13 protein-coding genes are annotated in these 14,749 nt (G+C 66.2%); 6 read left to right on the forward strand and 7 right to left on the reverse strand.

Features of this window, described 5'->3' with window-relative positions; all coding sequences use genetic code 11:
* Positions 1-42 precede the first annotated feature (42 nt).
* From AC6CIE_RS02290 to AC6CIE_RS02310, 5 genes are all read left to right on the forward strand, one after another.
* Positions 43-408, forward strand: coding sequence for a sel1 repeat family protein (locus AC6CIE_RS02290; protein ID WP_498090975.1), 366 nt, complete (start codon positions 43-45; stop codon positions 406-408).
* Between the two features lie 78 nt (positions 409-486).
* The gene (locus AC6CIE_RS02295) at positions 487-1,845 is read left to right on the forward strand and encodes an MATE family efflux transporter (protein ID WP_498090976.1); all 1,359 of its coding nucleotides are present in this window, start codon (positions 487-489) and stop codon (positions 1,843-1,845) included.
* Between the two features lie 74 nt (positions 1,846-1,919).
* Positions 1,920-3,476 (forward strand): lytic murein transglycosylase, encoded by a 1,557-nt coding sequence (locus tag AC6CIE_RS02300; protein ID WP_498090977.1) that lies wholly within the window; start codon positions 1,920-1,922, stop codon positions 3,474-3,476.
* Between the two features lie 223 nt (positions 3,477-3,699).
* Positions 3,700-4,245 carry a GNAT family N-acetyltransferase gene (locus AC6CIE_RS02305; RefSeq protein WP_498090978.1) on the forward strand — a complete coding sequence of 182 codons (546 nt, stop codon included), beginning with the start codon at positions 3,700-3,702 and terminating at the stop codon, positions 4,243-4,245.
* 47 nt (positions 4,246-4,292) lie between these two features.
* Positions 4,293-4,505 carry an oxidoreductase-like domain-containing protein gene (locus tag AC6CIE_RS02310; protein WP_175123559.1) on the forward strand — a complete coding sequence of 71 codons (213 nt, stop codon included), beginning with the start codon at positions 4,293-4,295 and terminating at the stop codon, positions 4,503-4,505.
* 10 nt (positions 4,506-4,515) lie between these two features.
* Here AC6CIE_RS02310 and AC6CIE_RS02315 read toward each other — a convergent pair whose 3' ends face one another.
* The 7 genes from AC6CIE_RS02315 to AC6CIE_RS02345 form a co-directional block, all read right to left on the reverse strand.
* Positions 4,516-4,953, reverse strand: a complete 438-nt coding sequence (locus AC6CIE_RS02315) for an acetyltransferase (RefSeq protein ID WP_498090979.1) — start codon at positions 4,951-4,953, stop codon at positions 4,516-4,518.
* 36 nt (positions 4,954-4,989) lie between these two features.
* Positions 4,990-6,729, reverse strand: coding sequence for a M14 family metallopeptidase (locus AC6CIE_RS02320; protein WP_498090981.1), 1,740 nt, complete (start codon positions 6,727-6,729; stop codon positions 4,990-4,992).
* A 39-nt stretch (positions 6,730-6,768) separates the two neighbouring features.
* Positions 6,769-7,635, reverse strand: coding sequence for an ABC transporter permease (locus AC6CIE_RS02325; RefSeq protein WP_175123556.1), 867 nt, complete (start codon positions 7,633-7,635; stop codon positions 6,769-6,771).
* Between the two features lie 5 nt (positions 7,636-7,640).
* Positions 7,641-8,564, reverse strand: coding sequence for an ABC transporter permease (locus AC6CIE_RS02330; RefSeq protein ID WP_498090983.1), 924 nt, complete (start codon positions 8,562-8,564; stop codon positions 7,641-7,643).
* A 179-nt stretch (positions 8,565-8,743) separates the two neighbouring features.
* Entirely contained in the window at positions 8,744-10,270 is a 1,527-nt protein-coding gene (locus AC6CIE_RS02335) for an ABC transporter substrate-binding protein (protein WP_175183896.1), read from the reverse strand.
* Between the two features lie 50 nt (positions 10,271-10,320).
* Positions 10,321-12,174: an ABC transporter ATP-binding protein gene (locus tag AC6CIE_RS02340; RefSeq protein ID WP_341767684.1), complete on the reverse strand. Its 1,854-nt coding sequence runs from the start codon at positions 12,172-12,174 to the stop codon at positions 10,321-10,323.
* Positions 12,175-12,183: 9 nt separating this feature from the next.
* Complete coding sequence (locus AC6CIE_RS02345) at positions 12,184-12,696, reverse strand: winged helix DNA-binding protein (RefSeq protein WP_054415947.1); 513 nt, start codon at positions 12,694-12,696, stop codon at positions 12,184-12,186.
* 382 nt (positions 12,697-13,078) lie between these two features.
* Between AC6CIE_RS02345 and AC6CIE_RS02350 the strand changes: the two genes are divergently transcribed.
* Entirely contained in the window at positions 13,079-14,749 is a 1,671-nt protein-coding gene (locus AC6CIE_RS02350) for a ShlB/FhaC/HecB family hemolysin secretion/activation protein (protein ID WP_498090985.1), read from the forward strand.

Genomic DNA, 14,749 nt, shown 5'->3' on the forward strand with positions numbered 1-14,749 from the left:
TTCCGCGGGCGCGAGCCTGCCTTCACCGAGACCGAGAAAAACATGACCGCCAAACGGCTTTTCACCTGGACCTTCTTTTTTGCGCTATTCGTGGTGCTGGTCGCGATGTTCTGGCGCCAGCTGTTCATACAGACCCCGCCGTCGCTGCGCGAGCTGGGCGGCACCATCGAGGGCGGCAACGCCCACATCTATGGCGAATCGCCGCGCCAGGACGGCATGGCCGAACGGGCGATGCTGGCCGCCGCGCACCGCGGCGAGCCGGGCGCCCAATACATGCAGGGCCTCGTCATGGAGCACTTCGACATGAAGGAAGCGCTGCGCTGGTACGAGGCCGCCGCGGCCCAGGGTTATGAACTGGCGGTGCAGCGCCTGGCGCAATTGCGCGACGCGCCGCAGGCTGCGCAATAACGGCACGCAAACAACGCCGCGCAATGGCCCCACGCCAGTAATGCCGCTCACGCCTCGTCGCGCAATGGCAGACATGCCTTGAACGCACCCGCATCCCACGCCCGCTTCGTGACCGGCCCGCTCGGCGGGCACGTGCTCGAGATGATCCTGACCGGCTGGGCCAGCATGCTGGCCGTCTTCGCCGTGGAGTTCCTGTCGCTGCTTTACCTGGGCACGCTTGAGGACGAAGCCGTATTGGGCGCGGTGGGTTTCGGGTCCATGACGCAATTCACCATCACGTCCGTCTGCATCGGCGTCACGGTGGGCGGCGCGGCGCTGGTCTCGCGTGCGCTTGGCGCCCAGGACGCCGGCCGGGCGCGCACGCTTGCGGGCGCGTCGCTGATCCTGATGGCCGCCGCCGCGGTGGCGGCGGGCGCGGTGTTTCTGGCGGCGATCGGCCCGTTCACCGCCGCCATTGGCCTGGCCGAAGACGTGCGCGACCATTTGCTGTCGTATGTCCTCATCACCACGCCGTTCGCGGTGGTCATGGGTATCGGAATGATGCTGTCGAATCTGCTGCGCGCGGCCGGCCAGGGGCGGCAGTCGATGTGGGTGCTGCTGTCCGGCACCGGCACGGTCGCCGTGCTCGACCCCATCGTCATCTTCGTGCTGGACGGCGGCATGGAGGGCATTGCCTGGGCCGGCGGGGTGGGGCGAGTCGCCACCGTGGTGCTGGGCGCCTGGCTGGTGTTTTGCAAGCACCGGCTGGTGACCTGGCCGCTCGCGCGGGAACTACGCGAGCACCTGGGCGCCATCGGCAACATTGCCTTGCCTGCGGCGCTGACCACCCTGGCCACGCCGGCGGCGGTCATCTTTACCGTCTCTACCTATTCCAGCTTCGGTCCCAGCGTGCTGGCGGGCGCCACGGTGGTCGACCGGCTGCTGCAACTGGCCTATTCGCTGTTCTTCGTGCTGCCCGGCGCCATCGGCCCGATCCTCGGGCAGAACCTGGGGGCCGGCCACTGGGACCGCGTGAAGGCCACCGTGGCGCTTACGACGCGCTGGGCGTTGCTGTACGGGTTCTCGGCGGCCGTCGTGCTGGCAGTGCTGGCGCCGTGGATGCCGGATGTCTTCAGGGTCACGGGGCCCGGGCGCGACCTGATCGTCTTCTTCTGCCATGTCGGCAGCTTTGCGTGGGCGCTGAACAGCCTGTTCTTCGTCGCGATCTCGGTGTTCAACAACCTGGGATACGCCACGTATTCCACCGCTATCGGCTGGCTGCGCGCCACGGTGGGCACCATACCCTTCGTGTGGCTGGGCGCGCACCTGGGCGGGCCCGAGGGCGTGATGCTGGGGCAGATGGGCGGCTTTGCGATTTTCAGCCTGATTGCGATTTGGCTTTGCCGGCGCGTGCTGCGCGCGCCACCGGCGGGATTCCAGCACGGCGCGGCGGCCTAGCAGGGGGGGGCGCGTTCGATTTCGGCGGCTGGTCGCGGTACGATCCCGGCTGACTTCGATTTTTCAGGAAAGCCATGCGCCAGAGTTTCTCCCGTCCTCGAATCGACAGCCTTTCCCGCGTGCTGCTGGCCGCGGCACTGACCGCCGCTGCCGCCAGCGCCGCGCAGGCGCAGTCGCCCGGATCGGCCACCGGATCGCGCGTCCAGACGCCCGCGCCGGAACAGCAACAGCCCGTGCTCAAACCCAAACGCAGCTTCGACGATACGCCGGCGCCGGCCGCGCATGCCGCGCCCGCTGCGGCACCCGCCGCTTCTGTGGCCCCCGCCGCCGCGCCGGCTCCGTCTGCCGCGCCTGCTGCTGCCGCTGCTCCGGCTGCACCTGCTGCGTCTGCCGCGCCCGCCGCCGCTGCCGCCGCGCCGACCGTCATCGTCCCGACCGAGCTCGACACCAAGGCCTGCATCGACAAGCTGCGCAAGGGCGCCACGGCCAACGGCCTGACCGTCGCCGACTGGGACAAGTACACGGCCAACGCCACGCTGCTGCCCACGACCGTCGCGTCGGCCAAGGGTCAGCCCGAGGGCCGCGAAAGCTGGTGGGACTACATCGCCAAGACGGTCGACGACGAGCGCGTGCAGGACGGCAAGGCCGTGCTCTCCAAATACGGCAAGGAGCTTGGCGCCATCAGCCAGCAATACCAGGTTGACCCCGCGACGCTGGTCGCCATCTTCGGCATCGAAACCAACTACGGCCGCCAGGTCGGCAAGACCGATGTCCTCAATGCCTGGCTGACGCGCGCCTGCACCGAGAACAAGCCGCTTTGGGAAAAGAACGCGTACGCGTCCGTGCGCCTCTTGCGCGACGGCACCGTGCCCGCCGACAAGTTCGTCGGATCCTGGAGCGGCGCGTTCGGCATGACCCAATTCATTCCGACTTCGTTCTACGAACTGGCTGCCGACGGCGATGGCGACGACCGCATCGACCTCTACAACTCGCTGCCCGACGCGCTGGCCTCCACGGCAAACCATCTGCGCAAGCGCCGCGCCCAATGGACGCATGGGTTGCCCGCCGTCGTGGAAGTGCGCGTGCCGGCCGAGCTGGCCGCCGCGATCCCGCCCGAGCCCGACGCCGAGTACGTGGGATCCAAGGACCGCCGCACGATCGCCCAATGGGCGCAGGCCGGCGTCAAGCAAGGAGACGGCTCGGTGTTGAAGCTGCCTTCGGGCAACGACCAGCAGGCGTACCTGTTTGCGCCGACCGGCGCGCGCGGACCGGTGTTCCTGGCCACGGTCAATTTCGACGCCATCCTGCACTACAACCAGTCGCGCCGCTATGGCTTGGCCGTGTCGCTGCTGCTGAACCGCCTGCAAGGCGGCCCGGCGCTGGTGACCGCATGGCCGACCGACGATCCCGGCCTGTCGCGCGCGCAGATCAAGGAACTGCAGAAGCAGCTTTATGGCCGCGGCCATGACATCGGGGTGGCCGACGGCATCCCGGGCGGCAAGACGCGCGATGCCGTGCGGGCAGAGCAGGCGCGCCTGAACCTGCCGCAGGACGGCCGGGTGGGCAAGCGTATCCTGGACGCGCTGGTGGCGGAACAGCCCGCCGCCATGCGTGCGTATCCCGAGCAATAAGCGGGGCGCCGATGGCGCAGCGGCGGGCCGCGGCGAATCCGCTGCGGCCTTGGCCGGCCTCTGCGAGCACGCTGCGGTTTTTCTTTGGAGTCTCGTAGGGCTGCAGCGCGGGTGAGGGTTAGGCGCAAGTGTGCAAGACCGCGCCGGCCGGTATGATCGGCGGGTCCGTCATCCGGACGGCCAGCCCGTCCCCGAACTTCGTCCGCCATCGCCTCCGACTCCCATGCCGTCCGCCGAGTTTCCCGACGATTTCCAGACCCTGTGCCTGTCCGCCAGCCGGATGTCCCAGGCGCATTTGCCGTTCATGATCGAAATGCACGCCAATGCCGACCTGATGCAGTCCATGGGAGGCACGCGCGACGCGGCGGCCAGCCGGCGCTATGTGGCGCAGAACATCGTCCACTGGACCGAGCATGGCTATGGCATGTATGTGCTGCAAGACCGCGACACCGGTCGGCCCGCGGGCCGCGCGGGGTTGAAGGTGTCCACTGCGCCGGAGCGGGCCAGCGTTGAACTGGCCTATGCCTTGCATCCCGACTGCTGGGGCAAGGGTTTCGCGCCGGAGATTTCGCGTGCGCTGATCGGGCTGGGGTTTCGGCTGTTGCCCGTCGACGTGCTGGGCGCCGTGGCGCTGCGTTCAAACCTGGCGTCGCAACGCGTCATGGAAAAGACCGGGCTGCGTTATGTCGGCATGACCGGCGACGCGCCGGAGCCCAAGGTCTGCTACGAAATCCGCCGCGCGGACTGGCGCAAGCGGGAAGGCGTGTGAGGGCGCGCGACGTGCCCGAGCTGGGTGCGCGGCGCTAACATGACGCGATGAGCACGAAGAAACCGACTGGCGGCAAGTCGAGCCCCGCCGCAACATCCAACGACGACCCGCCGCCTGTTCCGCCGGAGCGTCCCGCGCCTGACGAATGCTGCAACAGCGGGTGCATTCCCTGCGTCTATGACCTTTACGACGAAGCGATGGACCGCTACCGCGAAGCGCTGAAGGCATGGCGCGCGCGGCACGAGGCGCACGGCAACTGAAGCGGATGCTTCAGCCGGCAAGCTTCATGTGGATGATGGGAAAGGGACGGCCCGAGTCGTCGTAGGCCGAGCGGCCCACGTCCTGAAATCCGTAGTGCTTGTAGAAGCCATGCGCCTGCGGATTCTGCTCGTTCACGTCCACCAGCAGCGTGCCGTGCAGCGATCGCGCAAAATTCAGCAGGCGGCGGCCAGCGCCTTTGCCTCGCTTGTTGGCATCCACGAACAGCATCTCGACCTTGTTGCCGATCAGACCCATGAAGCCGGCCACTTCGCCGGCATCGTCCTCACAGACCCAGACCCTGACGGACGGCAGGTACGTGTTCAGCACCTGCGGGTACATGGCCTGGATTTCCTTTTCAGTCAGAAAAGTGTGGGTGGCGCGCACCGAACGGAGCCAGATGTCCACCAGGGCCAGATCGTCGCCGTGGTTGCGTTCTCGGATTTTCATTTTCTTGTTGCTTGGGTGTCAGACACCGGTAAGCCGCTAAAGCCCGGCGCGATACAGGTCCGTGGCTGCCAGGACGGTTTCCATCTGCACAGTATGCGCGAAAACGAATCGGTCTCCGTAGACCGTTTCATCCGGAAACTCCGAAATCAGCGCCATGGGTAGTTCCTCGCGGTCGGTCTCCGTGACCTGCACGGGGATGCCGTTAAGCACGTCAAAACCCTTTTCGAGCGCATGGGCATGAAAGAGTTCCAACTGCCGCGCGTTGAACTCCACCAGTCCCGGCACGTTGCGCGCCAGCCGCGCGGTGACGCCTTCGATCAACCGTTGAGCGCGGTCGGCCCATCCCGGATGATGGCGCAGGACCAGGAAGAATCCCTTGGGAATGGTCCACAGCTCGAAGTGGCGCGGCAGGTAACCCGACAGCGGACGCGTCCATTCGTGCGCGGGATAGCCATGCAGGTTGATATGCAGCTGCGCGCCGCTGATCGCATGCGCCTGGTGACGGCCGTCCCGTTCGAAAAACGGCGCGCGTTCGCGGTAGGCGATGTCGTCGCCCAGCGCGCTGTAGCGCGAAGCGTGCAGCATGTGGCGCGGGTGGTGCTCGCGCAGCCGGTTAAAGAGCGCATAGCCGTCCGGGTTCTCGGAGGCGATCAATGCGAAATGCGCGTCGCCGCGTGCGGCCAACGCCTCGGCCGCACGCAAGGCGCCCACGACACCAGAGGTTTCGTTGGCATGCTGCGCGCCGGAAATGAAGACGGCCGGGCCCGACCCGCGCACATAGGTGCCCAACACGGGTCGGCCTTGACGTGACACGGCTTGGAAGGTGTCGCCGCCAAAGGCCGCCATGCAGCCGGCGATCTGCGCGGCCGACAGCGGCTCTCGGGCTTGCGCCAGCGGACCGGGAAGCGCGGCCGGCGTCACGGGAGCGACCGGGGCGAAGGGCTCCACCGAGATCTGCACGCGCGGCGCGCCGTCGTGGCGGCGGATGTCGGGAATGATCTGGCCGGGTTGCAGGCCGCGGTCGCCGGAGGGGCGGCCGGAATGCTGCTGGAAGTGCTCCAGCAGCGAGAAGTAGATGTCCTCGTGCAGCGCTTCGAACGTGCTGACGATTTCCTCGTCCACCGGCAGGGCGAAGTCGATGCCGGGCAGATCCACGCGGATTTCCAGCCGGTCGAAATACGGCTCGTGCGCACCCCACGTGTGGTTGCGAACCGTGTCCAGGATGCTGCGAAAGAGCAACTGGTACTCGGTGGCCTGCGCGGCATCGGCCTGCACGGCGCCGCTGGCATCCTGCACACGCAGCCAGCCGGTAGGCGACAGCTCCGGCGTGCCGTCCGGCGCATGCCCAAGCTGGTTCGGCGCGAACACGCGGGTGTCGAGCGTGCGGCCGTCGGCATACGACAGGTGCACGTCGTAGTGCAGGTCGTCGGCGCCGGGCAGCATCGTCACGCGCACGTCTTTCAGCAACGCCACGAGCGGATAGGCCTCCAGCGTGAAGCGCTTGGCCTGCGCGTGTTCGTGCAGCGGATAGCGGATCTCGGCCGAGACCAGGCCCTCGCGCTCCACCTCTTCAAGGAAATAGTGCACGAGCGGTTTGTACGCGCTGCGAAAGCGCGCCGTCACGCCCGCCTGCTCAAGCTTGGCCTGCGCGGCGCGCCGGGCGTCCACGCCTTCGAACACCCAGCCTTCCACGACAGCGCCACGCCATGCCGGCGCCATGTAGGCGTGTGTCCAGGCGTCCAGCGTGCGATCGAAACTCTTGTCCAGCAACGACATACTCAACATTCCTTCCGGCCCGTGGCGCGGATCGATTCTTCAGACCTTGCCGGTCGGGTCCAGGCGGTCGCGCAGCCAGTCGCCCAGCAGGTTCAGGCCCAGCACCGTCAGCATGATGGCCAGCCCGGGAAACACGCTGACCCACCAGGCCGTCTGCATGTACGTGCGGCCGTCGGCAAGCATACCGCCCCAGCTCGGGATCATGGGATCCACGCCCAGGCCCAGAAAGGTCAGGCTGCTTTCCAGCAGGATGTTGTTGGCCACGTTCAGCGTCATCAGGATCACCAGCGGACCCAGCAGGTTGGGCACGATGTGGTGGCGGATCATCGCCAGGTCGCGCACCCCGAAGGCGCGCGCGGCCAGCACGAACTCGCGCTCGCGCAACGCCAGCACCTGCGCCCGCACCAGGCGAGCGTACTGCACCCATTGCGACACGATCATGAAGAAGATGACGTTGAACAGCCCGCCGCCCAGGATGGCGATGAACGTGATCGCCACCAGGATGAAGGGCAGCGCCAGCTGCACGTCGGCAAAGCGCATCACGATCATGTCCCAGAAGCCGCGGTAGTACCCGGCGATGAGACCCATCACGATGCCCAGCAGCGCGCCGCCCAGCACCGAGGCAAAGCCCACCAGCAGCGAAATCTTGCCGCCGACGATCACGCGGGCCAGCACATCGCGGCCCAGCGGATCGGTGCCGAAGGGATGCGCGGCCGACGAGAAGGGCGCCATCAGGCGGGCGGCCAGGTCCATCGATTCGCCGCCGTCCGGAAACAGCCAGCCGGATGCCAGCACCAGCAGGACCATGACGCCGGTCAGAAGCGCGCCCAGCACGAATTCCAGCGAGCGGTAGCGGCTGCGCGGCTTCATGGCCTTGGGGGCGGCGGGGGAAGTGGTTGTCTGCATGATGCTCAGCGCGTGCGAATACGGGGATCGACAAAGCCGTAGGCGATGTCGACGATCAGGTTGACCAGGACGATGACGGTGGCCAGCACCGTGACGGTGCCTTGCAGCACGGGATAGTCGCGGCCGGAAATGGCGTCGAAGGCCAGCGTGCCCAGCCCGGGCCAGTTGAAGACCATCTCGATCACGACGATGCCGCCGATCAGGCCGCCGAATTGCAGGCCCAGATACGTGATCAGCGGAATGGCGCAATTGCGCAGCGCATGCTTGTACAGCACGATGCGTTCTTTCAGGCCCTTGCTGCGCGCCACCATGATGTATTGCGCCGACAGCGTCTCCAGCATCGTCGTGCGCACCAGCCGGATATTGGTGGCGCTGAGAATGATCGCCATGGTCAGCGACGGCAGCACCAGGCTGGCCGGCCCGCTCCAGCCGGACGGCGGCAGCAGCGGGAAAGTAATCGACAGCAGCAGCACCAGCATCAGCGCCAGCCAGAAATTGGGGAAGGACAGGCCCACCAGCGACAAGATGCGGATGGCCTGGTCGGTCGCCTTGCCGCGCTTGATCGCCGCCTGGATGCCCAGCGGCAGCGAAATCAGGATGGACACGAGGAGCGACGTGAACGCCAGCATCAGCGTCGCGGGCAGCGCATCGCCGATCAGCTTGGCGACCGGCGTGCCGCCCATGAAGCTGCGCCCGAAATCGCCATGCAGCAGCCCCTGCATATACGACAGATATTGTTCGTGGAACGGCCGGTTCAACCCGAGCGCCTGCCGGATGTTGGCCAGGTCCTGTTCGGTCACGCTGCCTGACCCCTGGCTCAGCATCAGAGCAGGGTCGCCGGTCAGGCGCACGGCATAAGAAACAAGCAGCGTCACGGCCACGATCACGAAGACGGCCTGCAACACGCGTTTGATGAGAAATCCGGTCATAAGGCGCCGCACTGGCTTGCACCGGTGCGGGTCAGTAATGTTAAGACTGCAACAACCATCGTCGCTGCTTCAACGAGGCACACCCCAAGCGGGATGCCGCGGATCCGGGCTCTGCCGGTCCGCAGGCATGCCCCTGGGGGAAGCGCGAAGCGCTCGGGGGGGACTTACTATTCGGGGACTTACTCAACGGCGGTTTCGACGAAACGGAAGCGGATGTCGCCCGGGACTTCCAGGTTCTTCACGCGCTTGTTCACGCCCACGATCGTGTTCAGGCTGTACAGCGGCAATTCCAGCGCCTGATCGGCCACGTAGGCGGCGATCTCCTGCAGCATGCCTTCGCGCTTCTTCACGTCATAGACCGTGCGCTGCGCTTCCAGCATGGCGTTCAGCTTTGGGTCGTTGTCGTACGGATTCCACTTCTGGCCCGAGTGGTACATCAGGTACGCGGTGTTGTCGTAGTCGTACGTCCAGCCGCCCCATTGGTTCTGCCACATTTCGCCGGTCTTGCCGCCGGGGATGATGTCGTTGAGCAGCACGCCGGTTTCATACGGCTTGATGGTGGCGCGCACGCCCACGCCCTGCAGGTAGCCCGACACGGCCTGCGCGACTTCGCGGAAGTTCGAATCGCTGCCGCGCACGTCGATCTGCACCGTGGCGCCCGGCTTCACGCCGGCGGCGGCCAGCAGCTTCTTGGCTTCGGCGGGATTGAAGGGCAGGGGCTTTTGCTCGGGGTTGAAGCCAAACGACTGCGGGCCCTGGAAGCTGGCGATCGTCTTGGCCTGGCCCAGCAGCAGCTGCTTGACGATGGCGTCGCGATCGACCGCCATGATCAGCGCACGGCGCACGTCGCGGTGCTGCGTGATGCCGTTCTTGGTGTTGTAGCGCAGCGCGAAGGCCACCGGACCGCCGGTGGAAATCACGTCGGCATTGCCCGACTTCTTCACCGTTTCGATCAGGCCCAGCGGGATCAGCGTGGCGATGTCGATGCGGCCGGCCTGCAGCTCGGCGACCTGCGTGCCGGGTTCGCCGATGAAGCGGTACACCACCTTGTCCAGCTTCGGCTTGCCGCCCCAGTAGTCATCGTTACGCGCCAGCGTCACGTTGACCTTGGGCTGGTAGCTGTCGAACTTGAACGGGCCCGTGCCGACCGGATGCGTGTTGAAGTTGTCTTCGCCTTTCTCGGTGATGTACTTGGGCGGCACGATCATCGCGCCGTAGCCTGCCAGCTTGGTCAGCAGCACCGGATCCGGCTGCTTCAGGATGAAGTCGACTGTGTACTCGTCCACCACCTTGACCTCGCCGATCGAGTCGTAGTTCGACTTCTGCGGGCCCTTGGCGCCTTCCGCGCCCAGCAGGCGCTCGAAGGTGAACTTGACGGCTTCGGCGTTGAAGGGCTCGCCGTTGTGGAACTTGACGCCTTCACGCAGCTTGAAGCGCAGACGCTTGTTGTCGTCCAGGTATTCCCAGCTGGTGGCAAGGCCCGGCTGCAGCTTGAGGTCTGCGCCGCGCATGGTCAGGCCGTCGTACAGATTGCTGCCGACCGATCCCCAGAACGTCACGAAGGTGTCGATCGGATCCCAGCTGCCCGGATCCTGGTTGATGGCCACGTTCAGCGTGCCGGCGGCCTGCGCCGTCGAAACGGGCAGCGCGGCGGCGAGGGCCAGGGTCAGCGCGGTGGCGGAGAGGGTGGTGCGAAGGAATTGCATGGTCGCCTCCAGGGACGAGAAATCGGGTCGGACCGACGGATGAAAGAGGTTCAGGCGGCGCGGGCGACCTGATGGCCGGGCGCGAACTCGAAGAGGGGAACGATGGCAGGCTCATCGCCAACCCGGCGCACCGGGCTGGGGATCTCGCCTTCGATCAGGGACGTGTCGATGTGGCGGCCGGGCTCGGCCACCGGGACCGCAGCCAGCAGCTTGCGCGTGTAGGCATGTTGCGGCGATTCAAAGATCTGGCGGCGCGTGCCCAGCTCGACGATCTGGCCCAGGTACAGCACCGCGACCCGGTGGCTGACCTTTTCCACGACCGCCATGTCGTGCGTGATGAACAGATACGACAGCCCGCGATCCTTTTGCAGATCCATCAACAGGTTCAGGATCTGCGCCTGGATCGACACGTCCAGCGCCGACACCGATTCGTCCGCAATGATCAATTTGGGATTGCTGGCCAATGCGCGCGCGATGCACACCCGCTGGCGCTGGCCGCCCGAGAATTCATGGGGATAGCGCGTGGCGTGTTCGGGCTTCAGACCCACCTGTTCCAGCAGCTCGCCCACGCGGCGGGCAATGGCGTCTTCGCCGGTCAGCAGGCCATGCGTGCGAATCGGTTCGGCGATGCTGAAGGCCACGGTCTTGCGCGGATCCAGCGACGCATACGGATCCTGGAAGATGTACTGGATCTCCTGGCGCAGGCGCTGCCGGCCCGCGCTGTCCATCGAAAAAATATCCTGCCCGTTGTAGCGAACCGCACCGGACGTCGGCGCCACCAGCTGCTGCAAGGTCTTGCCGATGGTGGACTTGCCGCTGCCGGATTCGCCCACCAGCGCCAGGGTCTCGCCGGGGTAGACGTCAAAACTGACCTGCTCCACCGCATGCACGCGGTGCGTCACGCGGCCGAACAGGTTGTGGCCCACGTCAAAACGCGTGGTCAGCTTGTCCACGCGCAGCACGGGTTCGTCGTAGCTGGCCGTGTCCTGCTCGCGGGTCTCGCCCACCTCGCGCAGCGTGTCGCCTTCCAGCACGGTCTGCGGCGTGCGCAGCGGCAGGTCGCGGCCAGTCAGGCTGCCCAGACGCGGCACGGCGGCCAGCAGCGCGCGCGTGTACGGATGCTTGGGCGCGTTGAAGATGTCTTGAACGGTGCCTTGCTCGACCTTCTTGCCGCGCAGCATCACGACCACATCGTCGGCCATCTCGGCCACCACGCCCATGTCGTGGGTGATGAAGATGACGGCCGTGCCCAGGTCGCGTTGCAACTCGCGGATGGTGTTCAGGATCTGCGCCTGGATGGTGACGTCCAGCGCCGTCGTCGGCTCGTCGGCGATCAACAGACGCGGCTGGCACGACAGCGCCATCGCAATCATCACGCGCTGGCGCATGCCGCCGGACAACTGGTGCGGATAACGGTCCAGCAGTTGTTCGGCGTCGGGCAGGCGCACCTTTTCCAGCAACTTGCGTGCGGACTGGCGCGCCGCGGAGCGTGACAGCTGCTGGTGCAGCATGATGGCTTCGACGATCTGGTCGCCGATCGTGAACACCGGGTTCAGCGACGTCATCGGCTCCTGGAAGATCATCGCGATGTCGTTGCCGCGAATCGCCCGCATCTGTTCGTCGCTGGCCTGGGTCAGATCGACCTCGCGATCGTCGCCGTCACGGAACAGGATCTGGCCGGTGGAAATGCGTCCGCCGTTGTAGTCGGTCAGGCGCATGATCGCCATCGACGTGACGGACTTGCCCGAACCGGACTCGCCCACGATCGCCAGCGTGCGGCCGGGCCGCACGTCGAAATCCAGGTTGTCGACGGCGCGAAAGCCGCCGGTGTCGGTATTGAAGTCGACCGAGACGCCGCGCACGGACAGCAGCGGAGCGGAAGAAGAAGCGGTGGTGCTAGACAACGTGGATTCTCACAGCGAGGTGGCGGCGCGGGCAGCCTGGTCGTACAGGCCCGAGAGGGCGCGCAGGGTGTTGGCCAACTGATGGCTGGCGTCGTCTGCGGCGGGGGAGTCGATGAACGGCTTGACGAGGCACTGCTCGCGCACTTCGGCGTAGCGCTGGATCGCGGCCGCGCCGGCGTCGGTCGTGGTGTAGATCACTTCCTTGCCGGTCTTGGCGCTTTGAACGACGCCCAGACGCTCCAGCTTCTTGAGCGAGTAGTTCACCAGATGGGTGTCTTCGACATTCAGGGTGAAGCAGATGTCCGCCAGTTTCTTGCCCCGGCCCCGATGGAACACGTGGTTGAGCACCAGGATGTCCAGCGACGTGAGTTCGGGCAGTCCCGCGCAGGCCATGCAACGCACCATCCAGCGATTGAACGCATGCGACGCGATGATCAGGCCGAATTCGACCTCGGACAGCTCAGGAGCGGACGAGGCGAGGTGGGAAGACGAAACGATGGCGTCCCGGACGGATACAGGCATGGGTGAGTCAGGCAAGGGGACGGATCGGCGACAAAACGTTGGTGAATTATTGACGATTTGTCGATATGGGTGCATTCGGGTTAACCCGGTCTGAGCTTTCGGATTTCTCTGATTCCGGGGTGATAGGGCGGCGATTTACAAATGCGTTCCTCGCGAAGGCTGTTCTGACAAATGTCAACAGAGACACGGTTCTGAGGCCTGCGCACTCCCCACATCGCCTATCCCACCTAAGCAAAAAATGCCCAAAACCCATGCTGGTCAACGCTCGGACGCGGCCGTTCCGACGCGGCGGTGCGTACACCAACGCCGCCTGGCGGCTGTCCACACTTGGCCCGGCAGACGATCACGGCAGTGCTGGCTGGCAAAGGGGATCTGGGCGGCAGTGTTCGCGGCTGCAAGCGCCGGTCCCGTCCTGGGCCAGCCGGCACCGCAGACACCTCCTACGGCAACGGAAATCCAGCGCCGGCAGGAACAAGAGATCGACGCGCACCGCGCCCGCGCGGCGGAGCGGCCCGACATCCTGTCGGCGCCGTTCGTGGACGCCGCGCGCGAGTTGGCGCTACCGGAGGAAAGCCCGTGCTTTGCCGTGCGGGAAGTCATCTGGGAGGGCGCTGAACCGCCGGCACGCCTGACCAGCGCCATGGTGGCAGTGCTTGGCGAGTGCGTCGGCGGCCGCGGGCTGCGCGCGCTGCAGGAACACCTGATCGGCTTGCTGCTCGATGACGGCCTGATCACCGCGCGGGTCGTCGTGCCCGAACAATCGCTGGCGGCCGGCTCGTTGACGCTGCGGTATCTGCCGGGCCGCATCTCCGCCGTGCAAAGCCTGGGCGCCATCGGCTGGTGGCGCACGGCGCTGCCCACGGGCCCGGGCGGCGAACTGAACCAGCGAGACCTGGACCAGGCGCTCGAGAACATCCGCCGTCTTGGCAGCCAGACCGACGCCGCCATCGACATCGCGCCAGGCCCCGACGCGGGCGACTCCGACATCCTCATCAAGACCGGCACGGGCAAGCGCTGGCATGGCTATCTGGGCGGCGACAACGGCGGCATGGACACCGTCGGCAAATACCAGATCAATGCCGGCCTGACGCTGGATTCCCCGCTGTTCCTGTACGACCAGCTGTCGGTCTCGTGGAACAGCAATGCGCACTGGCGCGACGCCGACTCCAACACACGCGCGGCCTCCGTCAACTACAGCCTGCCGTTTGGCTACTGGACCGTCTTCGCGGGCGCCAGCAAATCCACGTACCGCCAGACGGTTGCGGGCTTCGAAGAACCCATCGTCTATGGCGGCACCACCAGGCAGATCCAGGCGGGCGCGTCGGTTGTGCCGTATCGCGGCACCGCCTACAAGGGCAACCTGTCGTTCACCATGCTGCGCAAGCGCGCCGACAGCACCCTGAACGATGTGGCCATCGACGTTCAGCGCCGCGACGTCACCGGGTACGCAATCGCCTACGGGCATCGCCACTACGCCGGGCGCGCGGTGCTCGACATTGGCGGCGGCGTGCGTGGCACGCTGCCGCAGTTTTCCGACGCACCCGGCTACGTCTACGGCGATCCTGACTGGAATGGGCGCAGCACCATCCTCACCGGCAATGCGGGGCTGTATCTGCCGTTCCAGATCGCCGAGCACTCCCTGGCCTATCACGCCAACTGGCAGATCCAGCACGCCAAAACAGCCGTCGTGCCCGCCGACTATTTCACGATCGGAAACCGTTACGCCGTGCGCGGCTTTGACGGCCCGATGACGCTCGCTGCCGAAGACGGCTGGACGCTGCGCAACGACCTGTCGTTCAACCTTGACGCGCTGACCGGGCTATCCGGACAGCAACTCTATGCCGGCATCGACGTCGGCCGAGTGGGCGGCCCCTCCGCCGCCTATCTGTCGGGCCGAACGCTGGTCGGCGCCGTCGCCGGTCTGCGCGGACAGCTCTCCATCCCGACCGTCAACGCCAGCTACGACCTATCCGCGGGCTGGCCGCTCAAGAAACCTGAATCTCTCGACACCGCATCGACCGTCATCGCGATGGCCTTGATGCTCGAGTTCTGA

Source organism: Achromobacter sp. GQ309 (assembly GCF_059759315.1).

Bases quoted from the DNA above. Each gene is read 5' to 3' on its own strand.
- AC6CIE_RS02290 (WP_498090975.1), top strand. From the start codon at position 43: ATGACCGCCAAACGGCTTTTCACCTGGACCTTCTTTTTTGCGCTATTC.
- AC6CIE_RS02300 (WP_498090977.1), top strand. From the start codon at position 1,920: ATGCGCCAGAGTTTCTCCCGTCCTCGAATCGACAGCCTTTCCCGCGTG.
- AC6CIE_RS02305 (WP_498090978.1), top strand. From the start codon at position 3,700: ATGCCGTCCGCCGAGTTTCCCGACGATTTCCAGACCCTGTGCCTGTCC.
- AC6CIE_RS02310 (WP_175123559.1), top strand. From the start codon at position 4,293: ATGAGCACGAAGAAACCGACTGGCGGCAAGTCGAGCCCCGCCGCAACA.
- AC6CIE_RS02315 (WP_498090979.1), bottom strand. From the start codon at position 4,953: ATGAAAATCCGAGAACGCAACCACGGCGACGATCTGGCCCTGGTGGAC.
- AC6CIE_RS02320 (WP_498090981.1), bottom strand. From the start codon at position 6,729: ATGTCGTTGCTGGACAAGAGTTTCGATCGCACGCTGGACGCCTGGACA.
- AC6CIE_RS02325 (WP_175123556.1), bottom strand. From the start codon at position 7,635: ATGCAGACAACCACTTCCCCCGCCGCCCCCAAGGCCATGAAGCCGCGC.
- AC6CIE_RS02330 (WP_498090983.1), bottom strand. From the start codon at position 8,564: ATGACCGGATTTCTCATCAAACGCGTGTTGCAGGCCGTCTTCGTGATC.
- AC6CIE_RS02335 (WP_175183896.1), bottom strand. From the start codon at position 10,270: ATGCAATTCCTTCGCACCACCCTCTCCGCCACCGCGCTGACCCTGGCC.
- AC6CIE_RS02345 (WP_054415947.1), bottom strand. From the start codon at position 12,696: ATGCCTGTATCCGTCCGGGACGCCATCGTTTCGTCTTCCCACCTCGCC.